This is a genomic window from Hoyosella subflava DQS3-9A1 (assembly GCF_000214175.1).
In the GTDB taxonomy this organism is placed as follows: Bacteria; Actinomycetota; Actinomycetes; order Mycobacteriales; family Mycobacteriaceae; genus Hoyosella; species Hoyosella subflava.
Map to the genome: position 1 here is coordinate 3,036,097 of NC_015564.1, position 24,227 is coordinate 3,060,323.

Annotated in this window: 24 protein-coding genes; 14 read left to right on the forward strand and 10 right to left on the reverse strand. The window is 62.3% G+C overall.

The genetic code is table 11. The features are described 5' to 3' along the window. Window positions 1-59: 59 nt before the first annotated feature. A complete protein-coding gene (locus AS9A_RS23875; RefSeq protein ID WP_013807763.1) occupies window positions 60-416 on the reverse strand; it encodes a hypothetical protein in 357 nt (118 codons plus the stop codon). A 159-nt stretch (window positions 417-575) separates the two neighbouring features. On the opposite strand from AS9A_RS23875, the gene AS9A_RS14275 reads away from it, so the two are divergent. The 3 genes from AS9A_RS14275 to AS9A_RS14285 are packed head-to-tail and all read left to right on the forward strand — an operon-like array spanning window position 576 to window position 2,505. After that, window positions 576-917 (forward strand): Rieske (2Fe-2S) protein, encoded by a 342-nt coding sequence (locus AS9A_RS14275; protein WP_013807764.1) that lies wholly within the window; start codon window positions 576-578, stop codon window positions 915-917. A 13-nt stretch (window positions 918-930) separates the two neighbouring features. Then, window positions 931-1,455 carry a DUF1697 domain-containing protein gene (locus AS9A_RS14280; RefSeq protein ID WP_013807765.1) on the forward strand — a complete coding sequence of 175 codons (525 nt, stop codon included), beginning with the start codon at window positions 931-933 and terminating at the stop codon, window positions 1,453-1,455. Window positions 1,456-1,464: 9 nt separating this feature from the next. After that, window positions 1,465-2,505 carry an LLM class F420-dependent oxidoreductase gene (locus AS9A_RS14285; RefSeq protein WP_013807766.1) on the forward strand — a complete coding sequence of 347 codons (1,041 nt, stop codon included), beginning with the start codon at window positions 1,465-1,467 and terminating at the stop codon, window positions 2,503-2,505. Here AS9A_RS14285 and eutC read toward each other — a convergent pair. From eutC to AS9A_RS14305, 4 genes are all read right to left on the reverse strand, one after another. Next, on the reverse strand, window positions 2,483-3,232 hold the full coding sequence (gene eutC, locus AS9A_RS14290; protein ID WP_013807767.1) for an ethanolamine ammonia-lyase subunit EutC: 750 nt from the start codon (window positions 3,230-3,232) through the stop codon (window positions 2,483-2,485). The genes AS9A_RS14285 and eutC overlap by 23 nt on opposite strands. Continuing rightward, window positions 3,229-4,644: an ethanolamine ammonia-lyase subunit EutB gene (locus AS9A_RS14295; protein ID WP_013807768.1), complete on the reverse strand. Its 1,416-nt coding sequence runs from the start codon at window positions 4,642-4,644 to the stop codon at window positions 3,229-3,231. Before AS9A_RS14295 ends, eutC begins: the two co-directional genes overlap by 4 nt. Next, complete coding sequence (eat, locus tag AS9A_RS14300; RefSeq protein ID WP_013807769.1) at window positions 4,641-6,098, reverse strand: ethanolamine permease; 1,458 nt, start codon at window positions 6,096-6,098, stop codon at window positions 4,641-4,643. The genes AS9A_RS14295 and eat overlap by 4 nt, the downstream gene beginning before the upstream one ends. Window positions 6,099-6,230: 132 nt before the next feature. After that, window positions 6,231-7,052 (reverse strand): crotonase/enoyl-CoA hydratase family protein, encoded by an 822-nt coding sequence (locus AS9A_RS14305; protein WP_013807770.1) that lies wholly within the window; start codon window positions 7,050-7,052, stop codon window positions 6,231-6,233. 92 nt (window positions 7,053-7,144) lie between these two features. On the opposite strand from AS9A_RS14305, the gene AS9A_RS14310 reads away from it, so the two are divergent. Further along, window positions 7,145-8,185, forward strand: coding sequence for an LLM class F420-dependent oxidoreductase (locus AS9A_RS14310; protein ID WP_013807771.1), 1,041 nt, complete (start codon window positions 7,145-7,147; stop codon window positions 8,183-8,185). 94 nt (window positions 8,186-8,279) lie between these two features. Here the strand turns inward: AS9A_RS14310 and AS9A_RS14315 are convergent, their stop codons facing one another. Then, complete coding sequence (locus AS9A_RS14315; protein WP_041451976.1) at window positions 8,280-9,170, reverse strand: DUF5602 domain-containing protein; 891 nt, start codon at window positions 9,168-9,170, stop codon at window positions 8,280-8,282. 206 nt (window positions 9,171-9,376) lie between these two features. On the opposite strand from AS9A_RS14315, the gene AS9A_RS14320 reads away from it, so the two are divergent. After that, on the forward strand, window positions 9,377-11,131 hold the full coding sequence (locus AS9A_RS14320; RefSeq protein ID WP_041451105.1) for a DUF2207 domain-containing protein: 1,755 nt from the start codon (window positions 9,377-9,379) through the stop codon (window positions 11,129-11,131). A 10-nt stretch (window positions 11,132-11,141) separates the two neighbouring features. On the opposite strand, the gene AS9A_RS14325 is transcribed toward AS9A_RS14320, so the two are convergent. Beyond that, a complete protein-coding gene (locus AS9A_RS14325) occupies window positions 11,142-11,885 on the reverse strand; it encodes an ESX secretion-associated protein EspG (protein ID WP_013807774.1) in 744 nt (247 codons plus the stop codon). Window positions 11,886-11,991: 106 nt separating this feature from the next. Further along, on the reverse strand, window positions 11,992-13,341 hold the full coding sequence (locus AS9A_RS14330) for a condensation domain-containing protein (RefSeq protein ID WP_013807775.1): 1,350 nt from the start codon (window positions 13,339-13,341) through the stop codon (window positions 11,992-11,994). Between the two features lie 470 nt (window positions 13,342-13,811). On the opposite strand from AS9A_RS14330, the gene AS9A_RS23880 reads away from it, so the two are divergent. The 5 genes from AS9A_RS23880 to AS9A_RS14355 all read left to right on the forward strand — a co-directional run bounded on the left by AS9A_RS23880 (window position 13,812) and on the right by AS9A_RS14355 (window position 17,610). Next, window positions 13,812-14,102 carry a WXG100 family type VII secretion target gene (locus AS9A_RS23880; protein ID WP_148262472.1) on the forward strand — a complete coding sequence of 97 codons (291 nt, stop codon included), beginning with the start codon at window positions 13,812-13,814 and terminating at the stop codon, window positions 14,100-14,102. Continuing rightward, the gene (locus AS9A_RS14340) at window positions 14,099-15,220 is read left to right on the forward strand and encodes a hypothetical protein (protein WP_013807777.1); all 1,122 of its coding nucleotides are present in this window, start codon (window positions 14,099-14,101) and stop codon (window positions 15,218-15,220) included. Before AS9A_RS23880 ends, AS9A_RS14340 begins: the two co-directional genes overlap by 4 nt. A 6-nt stretch (window positions 15,221-15,226) precedes the next feature. Then, window positions 15,227-15,796 (forward strand): hypothetical protein, encoded by a 570-nt coding sequence (locus AS9A_RS14345; RefSeq protein WP_041451109.1) that lies wholly within the window; start codon window positions 15,227-15,229, stop codon window positions 15,794-15,796. 103 nt (window positions 15,797-15,899) lie between these two features. Continuing rightward, window positions 15,900-16,982 carry an alpha/beta fold hydrolase gene (locus tag AS9A_RS14350; RefSeq protein ID WP_013807779.1) on the forward strand — a complete coding sequence of 361 codons (1,083 nt, stop codon included), beginning with the start codon at window positions 15,900-15,902 and terminating at the stop codon, window positions 16,980-16,982. Window positions 16,983-17,073: 91 nt separating this feature from the next. Further along, on the forward strand, window positions 17,074-17,610 hold the full coding sequence (locus AS9A_RS14355; RefSeq protein WP_013807780.1) for a DinB family protein: 537 nt from the start codon (window positions 17,074-17,076) through the stop codon (window positions 17,608-17,610). 58 nt (window positions 17,611-17,668) lie between these two features. On the opposite strand, the gene AS9A_RS14360 is transcribed toward AS9A_RS14355, so the two are convergent. Beyond that, window positions 17,669-18,298, reverse strand: a complete 630-nt coding sequence (locus tag AS9A_RS14360) for a hypothetical protein (protein WP_041451977.1) — start codon at window positions 18,296-18,298, stop codon at window positions 17,669-17,671. 187 nt (window positions 18,299-18,485) lie between these two features. On the opposite strand from AS9A_RS14360, the gene AS9A_RS14365 reads away from it, so the two are divergent. From AS9A_RS14365 to AS9A_RS14375, 3 genes are read left to right on the forward strand one after another with little or no spacing between them, the layout of a single operon-like run. Then, complete coding sequence (locus AS9A_RS14365; RefSeq protein WP_013807782.1) at window positions 18,486-18,833, forward strand: YidH family protein; 348 nt, start codon at window positions 18,486-18,488, stop codon at window positions 18,831-18,833. 16 nt (window positions 18,834-18,849) lie between these two features. After that, complete coding sequence (locus tag AS9A_RS14370) at window positions 18,850-19,905, forward strand: HNH endonuclease domain-containing protein (protein WP_237707817.1); 1,056 nt, start codon at window positions 18,850-18,852, stop codon at window positions 19,903-19,905. A gap of 31 nt (window positions 19,906-19,936) precedes the next feature. Further along, the gene (locus tag AS9A_RS14375; protein WP_013807784.1) at window positions 19,937-21,046 is read left to right on the forward strand and encodes a VIT1/CCC1 transporter family protein; all 1,110 of its coding nucleotides are present in this window, start codon (window positions 19,937-19,939) and stop codon (window positions 21,044-21,046) included. On the opposite strand, the gene AS9A_RS14380 is transcribed toward AS9A_RS14375, so the two are convergent. Next, window positions 21,036-22,718 (reverse strand): cation:proton antiporter, encoded by a 1,683-nt coding sequence (locus AS9A_RS14380; RefSeq protein WP_013807785.1) that lies wholly within the window; start codon window positions 22,716-22,718, stop codon window positions 21,036-21,038. The genes AS9A_RS14375 and AS9A_RS14380 overlap by 11 nt on opposite strands. Window positions 22,719-22,872: 154 nt before the next feature. On the opposite strand from AS9A_RS14380, the gene AS9A_RS14385 reads away from it, so the two are divergent. Beyond that, entirely contained in the window at window positions 22,873-24,183 is a 1,311-nt protein-coding gene (locus AS9A_RS14385) for an AI-2E family transporter (protein WP_013807786.1), read from the forward strand. Window positions 24,184-24,227 lie beyond the last annotated feature (44 nt).

Below are 24,227 nucleotides of genomic sequence, written 5' to 3' on the forward strand. Positions count from 1 at the left end.
AGAACGGCGCAATTGAGGAGGATTTGATCGACAGTTTGTATATGCTAGCGGGAACTGGATCAGGACAGAGCGAACTCAGCCTCGACGTATTCGTTCCGGCTGGAGAGCGCGCGATCGCTGTAGGCGGCTTTCGATGCTTCGATCATTTCGAAACCCTCGGAGATAAGCTCACCGATTTCGTGGATGACTCCAGCGATTGCCCGTGTGATAAGCACTGCGATCTGACCAACATGGCTGACGGCTGACTCAATGAGTTTCTGGAGAACGTCAAGAGTCTCACCAATGAAGTCGCCAATCTCCCGAATGACGTCAGTGATCATGCCGGTCGTGATGACGAAGATCTGACCAACGTGGTTGATCGCGGACTCGACCAGGTGCTGGACCGTGTCCTTGCCAGTCTCCACTGTTCCGACCACTGCATTCTCCTCTGAATTGATCGCGCTGAGTCATCCCCGCCCGTGCGTGCGCTGACATTAGCAGCCTTGCGCACTGTCGTCTGTTTGCCAGCTCACAGCATTCACGCCCGGTGGCTGCGGCTTCGTGGTAGGACGGGAGCAGAGGAAAGGAATACCACCATGTTCCGAGTCGGTTCCAAGAGTGATTTACCCAAGGGCAAGGTTACTCAGGCAGGCAAGTTCGCTGTCGGAAACAACGGTGAGTATTTCGCCGTGGGGCGAACCTGCCGTCATTTCGGTGCGAACCTTGCCCAGGGGAGCATCGATGCCGATGGATGCCTAGTCTGCCCGTGGCACGGCGCAAAGTATGACGTGAAAACTGGGCGCATGATCCTGGGCCCGCAGGGCATCTTCGCGAAGATCCCCGGTCTTGGACCCACATTCAAAGCCCTCACGCGAGCCTTGCCTCTCCGGCGGGGCCGCGTCGTGGTGAAGGACGACGAGATCTTCGTCGACGAGTAGCTCTGCGCACCGAATGGGTTCCCGCATCCATCTCGTCCGCGCCATCAATGTGGGCGGCGCGAAACTGCCGATGGCAGAGCTACGGGCCATCGCCGCAGCACTGGGAGCTTCTGACGTGCGCACCTACATAGCGTCCGGAAATCTCCTGTGTGAGCCTCCGGGAGACCCTGATGCGTTCGACCGCGCCCTCGAAGAAGCGATCCAAGCCCAGTTCGGCTTCTTTCGCGAGGTGATCTCACGTTCCCCGGATGAAGTGCAGGCTGCCCTCGACGCCCATCCGTTCGCAATCGTGAATCCGAAGTTCTCGTACGTGACGTTCTTGCTGCGTGAGCCAGCTGCTACGGCCGTGGAAAAAGCGCGGACGTATGAGACTGGGAAGGACTGCTGGGACGTCATCGGTCGTGAAATGCACATCAGGTATGTCGATGGCGCAGGGCGGCCCGAAATGAAAGACGCCTCCATCGGCCGCGCACTTGGCGTTCCGGGGACCGCGCGGAACATCAATACGGTGCGGAAACTGCTGGAGCTTTCACGATAACCTGTTCTAATGAAGCTCGGATTGCAGCTCGGATACTGGGGCGCGCAGCCGCCAGCCAATGCGCGGGAACTTATTGCCGCGGCAGAAGCAGAAGGCTTCGACGCTGTCTTTGCGGCGGAGTCGTGGGGGTCAGACGCGTTCACCCCGCTCGCCTGGTGGGGGTCGGCGACGCAACGAGTCCGGCTCGGAACCTCCGTCGCGCAGATCTCGGCGCGCACCCCGACAAGCTGTGCGATGCATGCCCTCACACTCGACCATCTCAACGGGGGCCGCACCATCCTGGGGCTTGGCGTTTCCGGGCCGCAAGTAGTCGAGGGCTGGTACGGCCAGCCGTTCGCGAAGCCACTCGCCCGCACCCGTGAGTACGTGTCGATCGTGCGGCAGGTTCTCGCCCGCCAGGCTCCTGTGACCAGCGACGGCCCGCACTATCCACTCCCGTACGCGGGCGGCAACGCGACCGGGCTGGGCAAGCCCCTCAAGCCGATCACCCACCCGCTCCGCGCCGGCATCCCGGTCTGGCTCGGCGCGGAAGGGCCCAAAAATATCGCACTTACTGCGGAAATCGCGGACGGCTGGCTCGCGATCTATTACTCGCCGCGCCTGGCACCGATGTACAACGAGTGGCTCGATGAAGGGTTCGCGCGTGCGGGAGCTCGACGTAGCCGCGCCGACTTCGAAGTCGCGGCGACATGCCAGGTGGTCGTCACCGAAGACCGCGCGGGAGAAATCGCCCGGCTCAAACCGGTGACTGCTCTGTATGTCGGAGGTATGGGTGCTCCCGAACTGAACTTTCATGCGCAGGTGTACCGGCGGATGGGCTACGGCGACGTTGTGGACGAGGTGACGGCTCTTTTCCGGTCGGGGCAGAAGGATGCCGCCGCCGCGGCGATTCCCGATGAGATGGTGACCGAGACGATGATCATCGGGGACGCCGCGCAGGTTCGCGACGACGTCAAACGCTGGGAGGACTCCGGAGTGACGATGCTGCTGGTCACGTGCCACGACCCGGAGCATGTGAGTCAGCTCGCTAACCTCGTTCCACCGCGGTAGTCCCAGTCAGCTCCAGGCGCGACGTGTCTTTGAGGTCGACACCGGAACGTCCGAGTTCCCGGGCCCCACCGATCAGGCCTTTCACGATCCTCGCTGCTTCCGTGTAGCCGAGCCCGTCCGGCGGGTGAATGTTGGAAATACAGTTCCGTTCCGAATCGGCACGGCCAGGCCGAGGCTGGTACGTCAGGTAGATGCCCAGACTGTCAGCGACGGACAGTCCCGGCCGCTCCCCGATAAGGACAATGAGAATTTCCGCGCCGAGGGCCGCGCCAATATGGTCGCCCAACGCGACACGCGCTGACGTCGCAATGACTGGCGGTGCGATTGTGTACACCCCCTTAACGGCCTGGGCCACGGCGCCGAGAAGAGCGGCACCATGGTCATGCAGCGCCCGCGGTGACAGACCGTCAGCGAGAACTACGCCCACGTCAGCGTCAGCTTTCGCCACATCCTCGAGGCTGGCGGGAACTCGCCCCAAGTCGGGGCGCCGCAAATACTCGCCGCGATCCGCAACCTGGCTGCGCACCACAGCCGGTGCACCAAGACCGAGCGACTCGACCTCCTTGGCGAACACCTCCACGTCGAGTGGCTGGTGCACCGCGTCACGCGCAGCGGCGTGAGCGGCGCGGAACTCGAGAACACTGCGCGTCGGGAGCCCGTCCCCCGCACGGCCGAGACCGATACGGGCCTGCGTCGAGGTCCGTAGAGGCGCCCAAAAATCAGTCATGCCACTCCCCCCGCAAGCGCACGCAGCGGCGACCTCGCGGGGTCGACCGGCAGAATCCGGCCCGTACCGTCGGCCATTCCCAAACCTGTCAGCCACTCCTCGAATTCGGGCGCCGCACGCAATCCCAGAGCGCGGCGGATGAACAGGGCATCGTGAAACGACAGGCTCTGGTAGCCGAGCATCACGTCGTCCGCGCCGGGCACGGTGATCACGAACGCGACTCCCGCCGCGCCGAGGAGCGTGAGGAGGTTATCCATGTCGTCCTGGTCGGCTTCGGCGTGATTCGTGTAGCACACGTCCACACCCATCGGCAGGCCAAGCAGTTTGCCGCAGAAGTGGTCCTCCAGCCCGGCCCGGATGATCTGTTTGCCGTCGTAAAGGTACTCGGGCCCGATGAAGCCGACCACGGTGTTCACCAGTAGGGGTTCGAGGTGCCGGGCGACTGCGTACGCGCGGGTTTCGAGTGTCTGCTGGTCAACCGCCCGGTTTCCGGTGCCGATGTGCGCGCCCGCACTTAGCGCTGAACCTTGCCCCGTCTCGAGGTACATGACGTTGTTGCCGACCGTTCCGCGACCGAGCGAGCGGCCCGCGCTGTTTGCTTCGTCCAGCAGGTTCAGCGTCACGCCGAAACCTTTGTTCGCGCCCTCCGTTCCGGCTATCGACTGGAAAACAAGGTCCACCGGAGCTTCCGCCTCGATCAAGCCGAGCGTCGTGGTGACATGGGACAGTACGCAGGACTGCATCGGAATCCCGAATCTCTGACGCAGATCATCGAGCAGGTGCAGAAGATCGGCTGTCGCTTGCGGTGAGTCCGTCGCAGGGTTGATGCCGATGACTGCGTCACCGCACCCCATGAGCAGCCCATCGAGAGTCGCCGCGGCGATACCCCGGGGATTGTCAGTGGGATGGTTGGGCTGCAAGCGGGTGGCGAGCCGTCCCGACAGTCCAATGGTTGTCCGGAAACCCGCAGTGACCTCAATCGCTTTCGACACGGCGATCAGGTCCTGGTTCCGCATCAGTTTGCTGACCGCCGCGACCATCTCCGGGGTCAAGCCTGGTGACACAGAGCGCAACTGTGCCGCAGCGTCATCTTTCGTGATCGTCTCGAGCAGCCAGTCGCGCAGGCCCCCCACTGTCAGGTGCGAAACCGGACCGAACGCGCTGCGGTCGTGCGAGTCAACAATGAGGCGCGTGACCTCATCCGTCTCGTACGGCACGACGAGGTCGTTCAGGAACGTCGAGAGCGGAACATCAGAAAGCGCCCACTGGGCAGCGGCACGTTCCTCATCAGAATGCGCCGCACACCCAGCCAGTTCGTCGCCCGAACGCAGCGGCGTGGCCTTAGCGAGCAGGTCGACCAGTCCACCGAACTGGTAGGCAGTGCCACCGAGCTGCTGGGTGTAGATCGTCATCGCAGTTCAGCCTCCGCGTTTGCGAGCGCGGCGAACTCTTCGTCCGGTGAATTCGCGACGAGCCGGTGGCGGCTGTACAACCCGAAGTAGGCCATGAACCCGCCGAATACGAGTAGAGCCAGGAAGGCCGCGAGCGGGTCGACCAAGAAGGTGGCAATCACCGCGCACACCGCGATGACCAGCGCGAACGATGTGGTGGCGATGCCGCCCGGGGTCCGGTAGGGCCTGGGCATCTGCGGTTCACGGACCCGCAGGACGATGTGGCTCACCATCATCAGAACGTAGCTCAGGGCGGCACCGAAGACGGCGACGTTCAGCAAAGTCGCACCCTCGCCGGTTAGCGACAGCGCGAACCCGATCACACCGGGAATGATGAGCGCCAGAACGGGAGCTTTGCGCTTGTTCGTCACCGACAAACTAGTGGGCAGGTAGCCGGCCCGTGATAGCGCGAACGTCTGGCGCGAGTACGCGTAGATGATCGCGAAGAAGCTCGCGATCAGGCCCGCCAGCCCGATGTAGTTGACGACCCTCGCGATCGTGCCGTCCCCGAGGGCATGCACAAGCGGGTTGTCTGAGTCCGCGAGCGATTCGGCACCAATCGCGCCCGTGGCGAGGAACAACACGGTCGCGCAGGTGACGAGCAGAACGAGCATGCTCGCGATGATTCCGCGCGGCACGTTCTTCTCAGGCTGCGACGCTTCTTCGGCCGCGAGCGGTACGCCTTCGATGGCGAGGAAGAACCAGATGGCGAAAGGAATCGCGGCCCAGATGCCGAGCGCCCCGAATGGGAGGAACTCCGATGCTCCCGCCGCGGTTTCGGAAACAGGAATGTCCGTGAGGTTCGCCGCGTCGAAACGGCTGATCGCCGCGATCGCGAACACGATCAGGCCGACTAGAGCGATCGCGGTGATGACGAACATGGTCTTCAGTGCTTCGCCGGCGCCACTGAGGTGGATACCAATGAAGAAGGCATACACCGCCAGGTACACCCACCAGCCGTCAGTGATGCCGAACAGATTCAGCGACTCGACATACGCACCGATGAACGTAGCAATTGCGGCCGGTGCGATGGCGTACTCGATGAGAATCGCTGTCCCCGTAGCGAAGCCACCCCAGGGTCCCATCGCGCGCCGCGCGAACGTGTAGCCTCCTCCCGCAGCGGGCAGCGCGGAGGAAAGTTCTGCCATGCCCAGTACCATCGCGAGGTACATTCCGGCGACGATGACCGCGGCGATGAGCAAGCCGCCGAATCCGCCTTCGCCGAGGCCGTAATTCCAGCCCGCGTAGTCACCCGAGATCACGAAGCTCACACCGAGGCCGGCGAGGAGTATCCAGCCGGCGGTCCCGCCGCGGAGTGAGCGTCGCGCCAGGTAGTCCTGGCTCTCAGTGTGGAATTCAGCGCCGTCGTGGTGTGCCTGGGTCACCGGCGCCACAGGCGCGCGTTTGTCAGACATGCGGGTCCTCTATCCGCTTCCACAGAGGACCACTGCTCCGATAGCTCATCAGGGACATCCTTCGAAAGTAGGAATAGCTGTGAGCTGAAACACTAAGAATGCAACGTTGCAGCACCGTTGCATCCCTGCTAATTATCTGCCTTTAAACTCCGGTGTCCGTTTTTCGAAGACCGCGCTCATCGCTTCAGTCAGATCGTGCGAGGGAAGAAATGCCGCATTCCAGGCCGCGACGTAGCGCAGTCCGTCGTCAACCGCAGCGGCGCGCTCGCGGCCCAGCACGTCCTTTACCCCCTGCACGACGAGCGGCGGATTCGCTGCGATCTCCCGCGCAGTCGCGCGCGCTGCGTCCAGAGCCGCGCCGGGATCGGCAAGTACATCGGTGACGAGGCCGATCTTCTCGGCGCGCTGCGCATCGATGTCCTTCGCCGTCAAGGCAAGTTCGCGGAGGTGCGCCTCTCCGATGATCGGCGGCAGCCGGTGCAGCGACCCGATGTCCGCCACGATCGCTACCTTTGCTTCGCGGATACTGAATTTCGCGTCAGCGCTCGCGTACCGGATGTCGACAGCCGAGATCAGGTCGACTCCACCTCCTATGCACCATCCCTGCACTGCCGCGACCACAGGTTTGCGGCACTCGGCAACCGATGTGAGGGCATCCTGCAGGCGGCGGACCTCGCGGTGGAAGTCGGTTCGCGGTGCAGCAAGCGCGCCAGGCTCCATCAGCGGGCCAAACAGGGGTGCCATCGCAAGCAGGTCCAGACCGAAACTGAAATGCTTGCCGGAGGCCGCCAGCACCACCGCCCTGACCTCCGGATCGGCGTCCAGGTCAGCAAAAATCCGGGGAAGCTCCGCGAAGAAGTCCGGGCCCATCGCGTTGCCTTTGCCGGGGCCAATCATTGTGACCTCGGCAATGTGATCACGCTTCTCGACGGTGAATGCTTTCAATTCAGTCATTCATGCACTCTAACCACTGCGAGCGAGTGACCTGTATGAGCCCGGAAGTTAACGCGGAGTATGGTCGAGCGTGCCGACGAAAGGGGATCCGGATGCGAATCGGGCTGTCTATCAACTACTCAGGCGAGTTCGCGGATGCGGCGGCTGAGATCGCTGACCTCGAGCGAGCGGGACTCGACATCGTGTTCGTCGCCGAAGCGTACAGCTTCGATGCGGTAAGCGCGCTCGGTTATCTCGCCGCGAAGACGTCGCGTATTCAGCTGGCCTCGGGCATATTGCAGGTATTCACGCGTACACCGACGTTAACCGCAATGACCGCAGCCGGCCTGGACTACGTGTCCGGCGGACGCTTCGTATTGGGTCTCGGCGCCTCGGGGCCGCAGGTTATCGAAGGCTTCCACGGCGTTCCCTACGATGCGCCGATCGGGCGCACGCGCGAGATCATCGAAATCTGCCGCAAAGTATGGCGGCGGGAGAAACTCGAATACGACGGCCGCTACTACCAGTTGCCGCTCCCTGAAGGGCAGGGCACCGGCCTCGGGAAGCCACTGAAGTTGATCAACCACCCTGTTCGGGAACGCATCCCGATCTTGCTGGCCGCGCTTGGACCTAAGAACGTGCAGATGACGGCCGAGCTAGCCGAGGGCTGGCAGCCGATATTCTTTCATCCGGAAAAGGCGAAGGATGTCTGGGGCGAGGCACTGGCGAAAGGTTTCGAAAAGCGCGACCCCGCATTGGGTGAGCTCGACATCTACGCCGGTCCGCCGCTTGCCATTGGCGACGACGTCGAACCACTTCTCGACCTCGTCAAGCCCTTTATGGCGCTGTACATCGGCGGTATGGGCGCGAAAGGTAAGAATTTTTATCACAGTCTGGCCACCCAGTACGGATATGGTGCCGAGGCGGACCGCATTCAAGAGCTCTACCTCGAGGGCAAGAAAGACGAGGCAGCGGAACACGTGCCGACCGAACTGGTGCGCGCCACGTCGCTGATTGGCCCTGCGGGGTTCGTGAAGGAACGGATCGCGGCGTTCCGCGAAGCGGGTGTCACCACCCTCAACGTCACGCCGATGGCGTTCGAAACCGACGCCCGCGTGCGCCTGATCGAGCAACTGCGGGCGCTTACCGACTAGTCTCCGGATTGCCTCAGGAAACTATGAATCTCCTCAAGAAAAATCTTGAGGAGATTCATAGTTACTCTAGGAAATCTGCAACCTCGAGGAAATCTCAGCTCTCCTCGCGCATCTCCATTCCGCCGAGCGTGATGACGTGCTCACCCGTTGCCTCGTCGAAAGTCACGCTGTACATGGTCGGATAGTATCCGCTCCGCTGGTACGCCTCAGGCTGCTTAATCTCGGCCTCGAACGACTCGCGCGACTGCAGGAATTCCAGCGTGACCATCGGCTCCATGAACGTGTATTCGCCGTCCCACGACCCGTTGATGAAGACCACCTCGAATTCGTACTCGCCGGGGACGAGGCCACCTTCGGAGTCGATCCAGTGCACGCCCATAGCAGGCACGGCGGTTTCTGCCACTGGCGCACCCGGGAGGGTGATGAAGTCCTGCGGCATGTACTGCGGCTCAGGCACGTTCTCGGCCTTCTCCGCGAACTCTGGGTCCTCCGGATCGATCGCCATGACCTCATCAGCTTCGATCATGTAGAAGTGGATGTCGAAATGCGGCACGTCGAACAGGCCGGGGGGCTCGTGACCGTGGCTGGCCCAGTCGAGTGACACGAACTGGAATACTGTGTCCTCAGCCTCATCGGGCAGTTCCATCTCCCAGAATTCGGGCGGGCCCTCAGGCGCGTCCGGCAGTGCCTCAAGCGCTCCTTCAGAAAGCCTAATCCCCACTTCAGTCGGTGCGCCGTCGTCGTCAAGGAGCACGAATGTGCGTGCAGATCCCTCTCCCACTTCGACTTCGGACCCGAAGAACATGCCCTCGGGCGGTTCCATCTCCTCTTCGGTTACTTCTGTCGTCGCTTCCGGTGTCGTCGCGTCGGGTGTGGCGTCACCGAGGCCTTCGTCATCGGTGTCAGTACCGCAGCCTGTCACCAGCGCCAAGGCAAGTCCGGTCGCGGCCGCAGCACTGGTGAGCCTCCGTGTGCGTGACCTCATAATCGCCCTCTCTTCTTCAGTGCGAATCTTCACCGCGAATCTCCGCAACTAGGTAGTAACGGTAATTCTGCGCGCCTTTTGTGTGCGGTTGGGAGAAATCGCGAAAATATGTCTCACGTGGGCCTATGCGTCGTCTACAGCGCTTAGCCGAGGGTGCAGAACGCTTTGGCGCGACGATGTCAGCTACCGGTGCTAGCGTGCCTGGCATGAGACGACCGGCCCTGCTGTTGCTGTGCGCGGCATTCGCGCTTCTCGTTCCTGTACCCGCCGCGATCGCGCAGTCGACTGAAGATTTCACGTTCAGCAGTTTCGACGCCGACTATTACCTCTCGCGCGATGACGAGGGCCGAGCATCTCTGCGCGTTGTCGAGACGCTGACGGCGGAGTTTCCGGACTTCGACCAGAACAAGGGTCTGGTGCGTGAGATCCCCCGCCACTACGACGGGCACACAGTCAGCCTCTCCGTGGAATCTGTGACGCGCAACGGCGCTGAGGAGCCGATCTACGACGAGTACTCGAGTGGCGAGCACACTGTCATCGAGACCGGCACCGATGATTACGTCAACGGAACCCAGGTGTACGAGTTCATCTACACGATGCGCGACGTCATCCTGGACGATGGCGAACACCAAGAGTTCTACTGGAATACGAACGGCGTCGGGTGGCGTCAGCCCTTCGAGGCGCTTACTGCGCGCGTGCATCTCGACGAATCAGTGAGGGACAACTTCACGGGCGCGATCCGGTGTATCGCGGGTGAGTTCGGCGCAACCGAAGAGTGTGATGCGACAAGCGATGGCCAGACGCTGACTTTCACAGCGAACCGGCCGCTGGACGCAGGCGAGAACGTCACTCTGGTCGCCATGTTCGAGCCAGGCACCTTCGCACCGTACGATCAGGGACCCATCGGGGCTGCAGCACGCTACTCGATGATCGGAGCCATGCTCGCGGCCCTCGGAGTGCTGGGATTCGTCACTCGAATCCGCACGACGATCGGACGGAGCGCGCCGCGCAATGGGCCCGTCTCGCTGCAGTACGCTCCCCCTCAAGGGCTTTCGATTATCGAGGCTGCGGGCATCCAGGGCAGCGTCGCGAATACCATTCCGGCGCAGATCCTTGACCTTGCCGTCCGGGGCTTTGTGCGCATCGTTGAAGTGGAGAAGAAGAGCGCGTTCACGTCGTCGAACAAGTACGCGGTAGAACTCGTGCACACCGATGGGCTAAATCCGTACGAGCGTCAGTTGATCGAAATCTTCTTCCCCTCCGGCGAAGCCGGCGCGCGGCACAACTTCGGCGACAAAGACACCGACGTGGCACAGAAACTGCAGGAATTGCAGTCGACCGCACGAAAGGACGCCATCGAGCACGGCTACCGGAATCGGGTGAAAGCGGGATGGAAGGTCTTTGTGATCGCTGGGGCTGCCATCGCCGTCAGTGCTATAGCAGCGATTATTCTGAGCAACCAGCCCGCGGACTGGCGATATGGACTGCTAGCGGCAACCTTTGTCGCCGCACTCATCGCGATTATCGCCGCGGTCGACATTCGTCCCTTGACCCCCCGCGGCCGTGCGGTCGTGGATCACCTGGACGGGCTGAAAAAGTACGTGGGCATGAATGAAAATGACCGCATCGCCGCGATGCAGGGACCCGGGACCGCACCGACCATCCAGATAAGTGCATTCAGCTCGGATCAGATGGTTCAGCTTTACGAACGCACACTGCCGTACGCCGTGCTCTTCGGTCACGAAAAGAAATGGGTCAACGAGCTTTCCGAGAAGTACGAGGAGCGCCACATTGTGCCCTTCTGGTATTACGGCACTCAGCCTTTCAGTACTGCCCACTTCAGCGAGTCGATGAGCGGTTTCGTAAGTTCACCGGCCGGTCCGAGTGGCAGTAGCGGGTTCTCCAGCAGTGGCGGCTTCTCCGGCGGTGGGGGTGGCGGCGGAGGCGGTGGCGGTCGCTGAACGTGCCGTGCTAGGCGACGAACTTCCGGATCTCATGAGTGAGACGGGCGCCGTCAGCAGGAAAAACGCGAAGACGGTCAGGGTTGCCTGACGATCGCACCAGGTAGCGGCCATCGCCGTCAATGTCGATCCAACTGAGTGCGGTGTCGGTCTCGTTGACACGCGTGCTGTACGTGGGTCCCGAACCCACGACTACTTCGCCTGCGGCCGTGCGGCGGCGGGAAAACAGCGTTTCGGGGGTGACACCGTCGCGGTGCGTCGGAAGCCGCTTCGGCATCGTCGTCTCCGCAGCCTTCGCGACAGACATACGGCCCGTCACACTGCGCGAAAGTCCCGCGGGGGTGTCTGGCAGCGACGCCACCAAGTACTGCGCGGCCGCCGCACGTGGCACGAGGCGCAGTACTACGTCACCGCCGTGGCGTTCTGATGCGCCTGGTTCTTGAACAGCGACTCCTGCATGGCCACCCCGTGCCGCGACGATCGCCCGATGTTTCTTGGTGGTTGCGCCGTCGCGGACAAAGCTCACCGATTGGGCGTACTTTTCGGGTTCGAGGAGACAAAGCGCGGCCTCCTCAAGGTCGTGTGACAATTGTCGTTCGAGGCGACGTTTCGCGGTGGCGAGTTCTTCGCGCGTTGCACCGTTATCTGAACCCGGCAGCGGGTGCTGCAGCGGATACGGCAAACGGTCGCGTCCCGCACTGAATATTAGGAGCGACAGCTCAAGGCCTGTCATATTCCATGATTTCGCGTGCACGATCGGTTCTCCCCTCGCTCCGTCAATGTCTGACGTATTCGGGGAGCTCTTGGTTCCGCGCGAAACAATTTCTCAGTTGTGTCGTGTCTCACAGACCGAGGGCCGGTCAGCGTACGAGCTGTAGGTTCGGGCCGAATCCCCGTAGTGCACCGATGTGGGTGAAATCTGCAGCTGTAATGAACTGCTCGAGGAACGCGCAGAATCTCGCGTGGTGCGACTCGACCTCAGCAACCGAATACAAGTGCGGGTTCGCCTCGAATTCAATGATCAGATTGTCGTTGGCGTCCGATCGCAGTGTGACTTTGAGGTCGTTCACCAGACCGCCAGCGAGTTCATGCACATCGAACCGAGTGCCCCCGACATCGACTGTAGATTCGTTGAGTGCAAAGTTCAGCACAGGACCGAAGTCTCCTGCTGAATCACTCACGATCCCCAGCTCGCGGATGATGTCGTCGCGGCGGTATCGCTGATGACTCAGCGCGCCAATAGTGGCTTCCGCCACGGCGCGGATCGCGCTTCGGACAGGGGTGGAGGCGGTGATCCTGCTGCGCAGCGGAATGACATTGGACAGCACACCCGGCGAGCGACGAAGCAGCATGGTCGGCCGCGCGGCGACCTGCAGGGAGACGAGGGGGTCGTCACTCGTAGTCGCACGCACCTGATACGCGGTGAAAGCGGCCGCGACAACAATCGCAATAGTGGTACCGAGCTGCTCGGAACGGTACGCGATTCGGGCATTAATCGAGGCAGGCACCGCTCCCTGGATACGGACCGTGTCGAGGCTCGGCTCTGCGCTTCGCCCAGCCAGACTGACTGGCTCGGCCACGTCATGCAGTTGCTCAGTCCAGTATTCGGAGTCGCGTTTGTAGGCGGCTGAACCGCAGTAGTCATATTCCGCGTCTACGGCGCTATGTGCAGCCGACCACGCCGACGGGATCGGAGCTTCGTCGCGGTTGTCCGCTGAGTAGATCTCTGAGGCGCGGCGCAGCAACGCGGCGACGACAAATGGGTCGGCGACCAGGTGATGAACGCGTGAATACCAAAGAACACGATCGTCCCCAATACGCAGGACCGCCGCAGTGACGAGATCGTCGCGAACGATATCCACGAGCCGAGTCCGGTCTGCATTCATCCAGCGCTGGGCGGCGACGTACGGGTCCGGCAGCTTGCGCAGGTCAACGATCTGAACTTCAACCTCGGATGACGGCCGGGCCACTTGATATGGCCATCCGTCGCTTTCGATGAAGCCCACCGTCGAAATGCCTGTTTCGCGGGCGGCGCCACGGATGGCGTGCGCGAGTCGGACCTCGTCGACGTCGCCGCTCAAGTCGACGTAGTGGACCAGGTTGTCAGGAACCTCTGGGTGCAGACGCTGCGAGAACCAGATCGCGACCTGAGCAGACGTCAGCGGAGTACGCACGCCAGACCGTCCAGAGTCTCCATCAAATCGGTTCACGCTAGGTACATCCATCTTCACCCCTCGACCGTTACAGCCTGATAGTTACCACTGTCGTACTTGTGGTCATTCGGAGACAGACACCCCAGGGATGGGTTTCACCCACCCCGCACCTCCACCGTTCCCCTTCCAGCCCCACGCCAGGCAGATCACACCATATAACCCGGTTCGTGATGCTCGGTATCCGCCAATCACGGGACCTCATTTCCGGCGTCATTCATCCAACCGACAAATGGGTGGGTAATACGGTCACTGATTCGCAATCTTACGGAGATCCGCGCGACGCGGAGCATATTCCGAAAAGTTCTGCGCCTAAACCGAAGAGCGACAGTTCCTCACGAGCTAATAGCACCGAGTTTGAGATCGATCACCATACTTTTCCGATCCGTGATGGAACCGAGATCACAGCCTGTGCGTCCATATTCGACATCAGCAGAACGACACATCCAGCCGGAAGGGCGAGTGGAACATTGAGGGACCTAGGAGTTGAACCCGCGCGCCTGCGGCACATCTCTGGCGTGCTCGCCTGCGTAGCGGAAGGAATGCGCGCCGCCACACAGGAACTGCGCGACGCTGACCTGGCCCATCTCGGATCTCCCAGGCTGACGGAATCGGCGCGCAATCTGCACGCGCAGTGGGAGTTCGGCGTCGGGAAACTTGGCGATGCCACAGAACAGATGAGTATCGGCCTCTCGAGTGCAGCCGACCTCTACGCGGCTGCAGAGGAGTTCAACACAAGGTCCTTCGGTGGTGGCCGGTGAGCCGCATCGATTTCGTGGCCCTCGGTTTCGACCCCACGCCCGGCGACGTTTCCGGCGTCGAAGCACACGGAGCGCGATTCGGCGCCTCCGCGCGGCTGCTGGGTGAGGCAGCAGACAGTTTGACCTCGATTGTGCAGGGCGATCAGAGCTGGGCCGGTGATGCTGCTCACCAGTTCACCGACTGTGTCGCGTCAACGGTCCCACTTGTTCGCGATGCCGCGACCGCGATGTCAGACTCCGCTGAAACGCTGCGTAAGTGGGCCCGTGCGCTCGCCCACCTGCAACATCGCGCAGGGTGGCTCGAGACTGCCGCGCGCACTGCGATGGAGCGGGTCAGCGCCGCCCAGACGAACCCCTACTTGAGTCCTCTCGTGCCCGTTGCAGGGGAGAACGACAGCCAGTTGCGCACGCTACTTGCGCAGCGTGAGTTGCGCAGCGCGCTCGATGAACTCGAACACCTCCGCTGGCTAGCCCGCCAGCTTGAGGTGGAGCACAGCCGTGAAGCCGCAGTCGCGGCGACGGAGCTAGATAGGGCCGCAGCGCTGGCTCCGGATGCACCCGGCCTGTTCGAACGAGTCGGAGCGGAATTCGGGCGGATACTGGACACTCTGCTAAAGGCACCGCAGTTCGCATGGGAATTCATTCGGGAGAATGCTGACACAATCGCGTTCATCTCGGACACCGCATCCGATCTGAGCACCGCCCTCGGAATCGCGTCGGGCGCCTTCGCTCTGATTCCCGGCACACAGCCATTAGCAGGGGCGCTGGGAGTCACCTCTGTTGCGCTGAGTGCCGCTGCATTCGCCGGCCATGCCGTCGCGATGCGCGCGGGGGCAGAGAACGTGACATGGAAGACCCTTGCTCTCGACGGGCTGGGCACGATACCCGCGGGACGGCTGGCGGCCGAGGGACTGGCTCGCTTCTCCACCGCACCTGACACCTTCCACAAGCAGGCTGGCGGCCTGGTGGATATCCGCCAGAACTACCTCCTCTCCCTGGACGGAAATCTGTGGGCAGGGCACTGGAACCCCCGGGACGCAGACGAAGCGGCGCTCGCCTTTTTCCAGCCAGCCGAGTACACGATGCGTCGTGCAGCTGAACTCGCGCCGGGGAAATGAGGTGCTGTGCTGAGGATCTCACTCCCACCAGGGTGCGTTCTTGTTCCGCTGCAGGGTGACGCGGAGCAGCGTCGCGCCTGCGCGGCGGAGGTGCTCGACTCAGGCGGCAGGACTTGTCACGCCGCGAGGGACGGACTGGCGATGCTCGGTGCCGATCTGCGCGCGTCCGGGATCGCGCTCGCAGGCATTCTTACAGCCGTAGAGGCGGGGCCGGAGGTCTCGGCGTTCCTCACCGTCAGCCAATGGCAGCACGCCAAAATAACTGGCTCTGACGCTAGCGTTCTTGCCGAAATGCACCGGGCCCGGCATCCGAGGGCGGTAGTCGAGGTGATCAATCTCCCTGTTGGCGCGGCCGTACGGAGCGTCCGGGAAACGGAGCTTTCACTTCCGGACTCTGGCCCCGGTGCTCTGGATGCCACGTCAGTCGTGACACGTGGCGTCCAGTTTCTGCTTCCCGCACCTGCAGGTGTCGTGGTCGTCGATGTCAGCACAGCCCACCTCCGATACTGGGGTGCGTTTGCCCGCCAGGCCCAGCAGATAGCCGAGACAGTCCGAGTCGAAACGCTACGACTCTGAGTGTGCGCTGTCTGAAACTGCTGTGTTCTCCCACACGACTGACAGCATGTGGCATCTTTTATGTGAGACAATCCCACTCACAGCTTGAGCAAGGGAGTACAAGGTGAGCGTCCGCAAGAACGTCCCCACGGCCGCACGCAACGCGTGGGGAATGACCTTTGGCGGCGGGCTCGAACAGCCTCAGCCAGCCCCGTCGACGGTGATATACGACGAGCCGCATCGAACCCTGCGTCGCTTTGAACGCCCGACTGGAACAGAAACACCCGCCGTCGATGTGCCGGTCCTCCTGGTCCCGCCGCTCGCGGTTTCGGCGAGTTGCTTCGACCTTCGGCCAGGCCAGAGCCTTGCGCGCCACCTTGTGGATACTGGCCGTACGCCCTATGTGATCGACTACGGGACGATCAGTTACGCCGACCGCGACCTCGGGTTCGAGGAGTGGATCGATGACATCCTTCCCACCGCCATCCGGCGAGTGTCGGAAGAACACGGCGGTAAGCCGATCGACGTGGTTTGCTGGTGCCTGGGTGGCACGCTCACACTGCTGACTGCATCCGCGCACCCCGACCTGCCAATCCGGTCGATCACTACGGTTGCTACACCGATCGACTACTCCAAGCTTCCGAATCTGTATCCGCTGCGTGCGCTCGCGCGTATTACCGGAGGCCGCATCACCACGCTCGGGACGAAGCTGATGGGCGGGATGCCCGCACCGATTGTCCGCCTCACTTTCCGGGCGACCGCGATCGAGCGCGAGCTGAAGAAACCAGTGTTCATCGCTAAGAACCTGGCGAACACCGAAAGCCTTGCACGCATGGAGGCTATCGAGCGTTTCATGGGACAAATGCCGGGATATCCGGGCCGACTGTATGTGCAGCTCTGGAAACGGATCATGCTTGGGAATGACCTCGCACGAGGCGGACTGAAGCTTGGTGATCGGGAGATTCGGTTTGAGAACCTCAGGGTTCCGGTGCTCGCGGTTGCGGGAGTCGGCGATGCCATCACCTCCGTCCCAGCCGCACGTCACTTGCTGCAGGTGCTGACAGGTGCGCCTCTAGTCAGGTTCGAAACGGAACCCGGCAGTCATCTCGGCGTGCTCGCGGGCCCTGGTGCCAAAGACACGACATGGGTGCATATCGACAGGTTCCTGACCGAGCAGCAGCACGAAGCCGAACTGGTCGCACCGTAAAAAAAGTCCGTCAGTACGACTCATTGCGGTCAGGAAGTGGCCGCAATAAGTCATACAGTGGTCTCACCAGCACAGATGAAAGGTGAGCCTCATGCCCGCGACTCAGCCCGCCCCCGTCAACTCCGACCTCTCAAGCGAGCGTGCAGAATTGCTCGAAGCTCTCGCCACGCAACGCGGATTTCTCCGCTATACGGTCCAGCATCTGACAGACGAGCAGGCACGGCAGCGCACGACGGTCAGCGAGCTTTGCCTTGCCGGGCTCATCAAGCACGTCACCGCATCGGAACGGGGCTGGATGAACTTCGTGCTCAATGGCCCGTCCGCCCTCGGCAACATGGAGGATATCGACTACGAGGCCCGCGAGAATGAATTCCGGTTGCTCGAGAACGAAACCCTCGACGGTGTGCTCGCCGAGTACGACGAGGTCGCGCAGCGGACAGCACAGATTGTGGCGGAACTTCCCACTCTTGATGTGTCACATCCGCTTCCGGACGCACCGTGGTTCCCGCCCGGAGTTCGCTGGTCAGCTCGGCGCGTCCTTGCGCACATCCTTGCGGAAACCGCACATCATTCCGGGCACGCCGACATCCTTCGCGAGTCCCTCGACGGCTCGAAAACGATGGGCTGACCGCGAACGTAGTCGCGCCCGATGCCCGCGTACTGCGGCATCGAGCGCGCCCACGTGGTCAGCGGGATTCGCCCATCCCTGAGGTTCCTGCCGAAATCATCATGGGATTGTGCAGGTCATAGTAGGTGACCTTGCCCATGATCCGTTCTTCTTCCTGCATCAGTTCGCGCAGGTCGTCGGGTACCTCCATCTTTTCGTGCTCGCGCGCTTCCGCCTCGGACCGGAAGTAAACTGCCTCGATGTAGCCGTCCTCGCCGTACGTGCCAAAAGTCCCGCCGATGATCTCGGGCCTCACTTCGTGTAGGCGAGATCCATTCTGGGTGAGTAGTTCGCGCATTCGATGTGCATCCGTTGTGTGCCCCTCGAGGACCTGTACAAATCCCGCATCGTCGGAACCGCCGTCAAGCCACATCGTGACGTCGGGACAGTCCATGAACGTGACGGGCCCCTCGAAGCACCGCTCGCATTCCGCCCACCACTCACCTTGTTCCGGGCGGGAACTGTTGCGCCGTGCGGCGTCCTCGGATTCAAATCTGACCATGCACAAGAACGTGCCATCGTCACTGAGGCCGCACGTGCTGCCCAGATAGCCATCTGCACCTGGACGCAATTCCTCTGACCAGCGATCCATGCAGCGGCGAAGACCGTCCTCATCAGCTACTTTGCCCTGAAATACCTGGAGAAACATCGATCCCTCCTCACGCGGGAGTGCCTTGCCCGCCGCGTGTGCGTGCGGTGGCCGTCCCGTCGCAGTCCACTGCCGGGCAACTCCGGTCAGCCATACGATCGCGGCCACTGCACCGTCAATCCTTCGCCTGTACAAGTGCGAACGCAAGAGCAAGCCCACGCCGGCTTTGGTGGCATACTGACGCCTCATGAGTGCACCACTCCGGCCTGACGAACGTTTCACGCTCGCCAGCGAACGCACCTTCCTCGCCTGGATGCGCACGTCGCTCGGACTGATGGTCGCAGGGATCGCGGTTATCCACGTGGTGCCGACATTCAGCACCCAGACCGTCCGCACCGTCATCGGCCTGGCGATGGTTTCACTCTCCTGTCTGGCTGCTGCCGAAGGGTTCCGGCGATGGCGGCAAGTCGCGAAGGCCCTCGAAAGCGGTGAGGAAGAGATGCCGGGCCCGCGCACGCTCGCAATCATCACCGTCGCTATTGTCGCGGTGGGCGTGGCGACCCTGATTGCTATCGGCGCTGACCTCGTGACCTGACGGCTAGGCTGTCCTTGTGGCAAGCGGCGGATCAGCGATGGAGTTCGCTCAACGACTCGTCGCACTGGTGGAAACGGGACGACGGCAGTCCACCTACAAGCTCGCGACCATGATGGCCATCATGGATGTGTGCGTTGAGAACCAGCCACGCCCCGACGGGACGCTTGCCATCCCGGTGCAGGAACTCGCGCATCGCGTTGTCGCGTATTACTGGCCGCAAGTACGCCCGTTCGCCGAGTACGGTCCGCTCCGCCAAAGCAAAAGCGCACCGCCAGTGATCCTCAAGTTAGTGGGTGACGCGCGCGAGCTTCTGCTCGACCGGGGTGTACGCACCCCCGAAGCGGCCCGGGAAGCGGAAGATCCCGACTACCTGAGAATGGTTCGGAGCGTGGAACTCATCCTCGCTAAGTACCCGTTGACCCATCTGCAGACCCCGACCCGCCAGCTCGCGCACTTGCGCAACGATTTTATTTACGACGCGAGTGCATTCCACAACAACGTCACCCGGCGCGAACTGGAGCAACATGGCCCGCTCGTGCTCCGTCCGGGAGTAGCAGAGGCTCTTCGCGACTTCGCGCCCCTGCTCAAACCGATGATCGAGATGGTCTGGGTCGGAGATGTTGTCGCGTGCAACCGTCAGGCGCTCGAGCACGACGACATCGCAGGGTTCCTCTTCGGCAGCGAGCGCTCGCACTTGCTTTCGCTGCGTAACCCGCTCCGGGAGCTTCAGGATGGGCGCTGCTTCTACTGCGACAGAATGCTCCCCGCCGAAGTTCATATCGATCATGTACTCCCCTGGTCGAAAGTTCCGATCGACGGAGTCGCGAATCTCGTCCTAGTCGACGCTGCCTGCAATCTCGACAAGTCCGCCATGCTTCCCGTTCGCGTGCACGTAGACCGGGCTGTCACCAGACCGGCGGGGGACCTATCGTCGATAGCCGATCTGACCGGCCTCCCTGTGCTGAAAACCCGCACGGTCAATGCCGCGCGCGGCATCTACGGCACGCTGCCACCTGGGGTGCCGCTATGGCGTGCACCGAAGCAATACGCCCCTCACGGTAACCTCTCCTAGGGAACAGATCTGATCGAGGAGGAGGGGCCGCATGCCGAGCGACACGCCTGATCCTGTCGTTCGCCGTGACGCAGCGAATCCCCCTACCACCAAAGACATCCAGCGCTGGCGGCGCCACCTCGCGAACGAGCGCGCTGAGGCCGCGGTCTACCTCGACTTAGCGGACCGCCGCACTGGTGAGGAACGCGAGATCCTGCTCGCCCTCGCACACGCCGAGGGACGGCACGAAGCACACTGGCGCAACCTGCTTGGTGACCACGTCGGTATGCCGAAGCGCGGCGACCTCCGCACCCGGATGCTCGGACTGTTCGCGCGAAGGTTCGGCTCGGTGTTCGTGCTCGCGCTCATGCAGCGCGCCGAGAAACGGTCACCTTATGCGTCGGACATCGACGCGACCGACGCGATGATGGCTGACGAACATATCCACGAAGAGGTAGTCCGCGCGCTGGCCACACGCGGGCGGAACCGGCTGTCCGGGACCTTCCGTGCGGCTGTGTTCGGTGCTAATGACGGGCTCGTCAGCAACCTCGCGCTCATTCTCGGCTTTGCCGGCAGCGGTGTCGACAACGAGGTCGTCCTGCTCGCAGGTCTCGCAGGTTTGCTCGCCGGGGCACTGTCGATGGGTGCCGGCGAATACATTTCCGTGCGTTCGCAGCGTGAGCTTCTCGACGCGTCGACCCCCAGCACAGAAACCCGCGATGCTGTGCCGAAGCTCGACGTCCAAGAGAACGAGCTCGCATTGGTGTACCGGGCGCGTGGGATGTCCGCGGAGGACGCGGAAGCTCAGGCCGCAGAGGTTCTGCGCAGCCACAATTACGATGACAGCGCGGCCGCGCGCAGTTCCAGCGACACTCATGAGGCCGTGGGTACAGGTATCCGGGCAGCCGCGGCGAGCTTCGGCTTCTTCGCGTCAGGTGCCGTGATCCCCGTGCTGCCGTACCTGCTTGGGCTGCAGGGTCTCGCCGCGATCGTCACTGCGTGCATCCTCGTCGGTCTCGCGCTACTCACGACGGGTGTGATCGTGGGGCTGCTCTCAGGCGGCCCCCCGGTAAAGCGCGCACTGCGGCAGCTCGCCATTGGATATGGCGCCGCCGGGGCCACCTACCTGCTCGGCCTTGGCTTCGGCACGACTATCGGGTGACGGGACCCGCAGCACCATCCTCATCGTCTCGCCGCCGCTCGAGCTCCACGATCATTTCTGCCAGTGAGTTCGCGGTGGTCGTCGCCGCGAAGTCGAAAGGCTCGAGCACGATATCCGCGCCTGAGCGCTGTAACTCCATCGCGTCGCGCATGGTGTGCGCGGTCAGTGCGACACAGCCGCGGTAATCGTGGTGGCGCAGTCCGTGCAGTAGCGCTTTGTTGGTGTCCAGCAGCGGGACACTGCTGACCACACATTTCGCCCGGCTCAATGGAAGGGTCTCGAGGAAGTGTATGTCTTCGGCACTCCCGAACACGGCTGTCACGTTCGGCCGTTCGTTCTTCTCGACCCGGTACGGGTCGAAGTCGACCGCGAGGACCCGCCATCCGGATTGGCCGAGCCGGTCCGCTACGTGCCCGCCGAAGCGTCCGAGCCCGTACAGGATGACGTCCGTGTCCGACGGCGGGTCGGCGAGCGCCACTGTCCTCCCCTGAGTCCGGTCGAACACTTTCTCGAGCCACGGACCGATCTTGGCGTAGATCTGATGGGAGTACAGGATCAAGTACGTCGAGCCACCGATCGTGATGAGCCCGACGACGGTGATGAGGCTGACCGTCGCGTTAGAGATATGGCCAAGGCTGAGGCCTAAAGCGGCGAGAATAAGCGAGAACTCGGAAATCTGGGCAACGGTGAGTCCCGCGAGGAAGCCGACCCTGACGGGATATCTCATCAGCGACATGATGATGATGACTATCAGTGGGTTTCCGATCAGCACGAACAGCGAGAAAATGGCGGCTCCGGTGAGCTGCGATCTCGCGTCGGTGAACTCGAGCTGCGATCCCAGCGCGAGGAAGAAAAACAGAAGCAGGAAATCGCGCAGGCTGACGAGCCGCGCGCCAAGCGCGTCACGGTATGGCGTAGACGCGAGAGATACGCCGGCGAGGAATGCACCCACTTCTGAACTGAAGCCGAGCCAGTCGCTGAACGCCGCAACTGCCACTGCGTACGCCACACCGAACAGCACGAGAAGTTCCTGTGACTGGGCGATGCTTCTGATCAGCGTGGGGATCACGAACTTCATCAGCAGAGCAATGCCGATGAGGAGACCAAGCCCCTTCGCCAGGACCTCGCCGACACCCAGCGCGAGATTGTCGGTGCCTTCCTGACCGAACGCTGTCAACCCGATCATGACGAGGACGACAACAATGTCCTGCACAATCAGGAACCCGACTGCGATGCGGCCATGGAGCTGCTCGAGTTCCCGCTTGTCCGAGAGCAGCTTGACGATGATGATCGTGGACGAGAATGTCAGAGCCACAGCGACATAGATCGCGGTGACGGTGTCCATGCCCAGCGCGATCGCGATGAAATAGCCGACCACCGACGTGAATGCGACCTGCCCAAGCCCCGTGGCAAGCGCGATTGGGCCGGTAGTCCTAATCAGGTGCAGATCGAGTTTCAGCCCGACGAGAAACAGCAGAATGGCGATACCGAGATGCGCAAGCAGTTCCACCGTCCCGTCGGAAGTCACCCATCCGAGACCGACGGGCCCGACCAGGATGCCGACACCGATGAACGCGACGATGAGGGGCTGCTTGAGGCGCACAGCAAAAAGCGCGACGACCGCGGCAATAGCGAGCACGGCTGCGATGAGTGAGAAGTCGTGCAGGTCCATCTAAGCCCTTCGATCATGAGCAGGATGCTCCTTCTACCTTCGCATAGTCGGGCGAGGACGGGGGAAGCTGACCTACCGGACTTTGCGGACACAGACCGAAACGCTGGGTTAACGATGCCGGACTCACATGCGGAAAACGTTGTGTACCAGCAACGTGAATGCCAAGATCACACCATGTCACGTCACCAGCGACGAAGCGGGGCTCCCTGTGCCTGATCAGAGATCCTCACCAGTTCCGGAAGTGGCCGAGGCTGCGGGCGTGGTCGACCTGCAACGGACGAGCGCCCCACGACGGGCACGCCACCGCGGCGACTTCATCGGCGAAGGCGGCCGCTGGGTCGCAACCTGGAGCTTACGGCTGATCCTGTTCGCTGCCGCCGCGTACATCGTGGGCTGGGTTGTCGGACGAATGTGGGTGATCGCGCTGCCGGTTGCGCTGGCCGTCATCGTGTCGACTGTGCTGTGGCCGATCGCCGGCTGGCTGTACCGGCACCACGTTCCCGCGGCGCTCGCGTCGATGATCAGCCTGCTCGTCGCGTTCGGGGTTTTTGGCGGCCTGATTGCCTCGATCGTGCCGTCGATCGTCGACGATGCGCCAGCGCTCGCTGAGCAAGCCGAAGAGGGCATCCTCAGTATTCAGGAATGGATCTCAGGTCCGCCGCTGAATATCGAGCCCGAGCAGCTCAACGAATACGTGCAGGCCGTCGCGGGTGTGCTGCAAGAAAGCTCAGACCGCATCGCCTCCGGCGTCTTCGTCGGTCTCGGGGCCGCCACGTCGATTCTCATCACCCTTGTGCTCTCCCTGGTGCTGACTTTCTTCTTCCTCAAGGATGGGCTGCGCTTTCTCCCCTGGTTCCTGCGTTCAACCGGCGGGCCGGGCGCACACCACGTCGCTGAGGTCCTCCGGCGTCAGTGGAAAACACTCGCCGGCTTCATTCGGGCTCAAGCGATCGTCAGCTTCGTCGATGCGTTCTTCATCTGGATCGGCCTGATTGTGATGGGGGTTCCACTCGCGAACGCCCTCGCGATCATCACCTTCATCGCGGGGTTCGTACCTATTGTTGGTGCGTTCGTCGCTGGTGCACTGGCGGTGCTGGTCGCGCTTGTCGCGAATGGACTCGTTAACGCCCTCATCGTGCTCGGCATCATCGTCGCGGTTCAGCAACTCGAGAGCAACATCCTGCAGCCAATTTTGCAGAGCCGCTCGATGAATTTGCATCCGGTTGTGGTGCTCCTGTCCGTCACCGCGGGCGCTCGGCTGTTCGGCATCGTCGGGGCGTTCCTCGCAGTCCCCGTCGCCGCGATGGTCGCAGTGGCCGTCCGTTACGTCGGTGAGGTTCTCGACGAGAAGACCGCGGACGAGACTAGGCACCTCCAAGGTACTGATGACGATGTAGGGCCAGATGATGTAGGGCCTGGCGAGGCCGAGGACGTTGCCGAGTCAGGTTCGTCCCCTCGTAGCTGAACTGTCCGCGCCATCCGCCGGTGTTCAGTAGCCTTACTATCCAG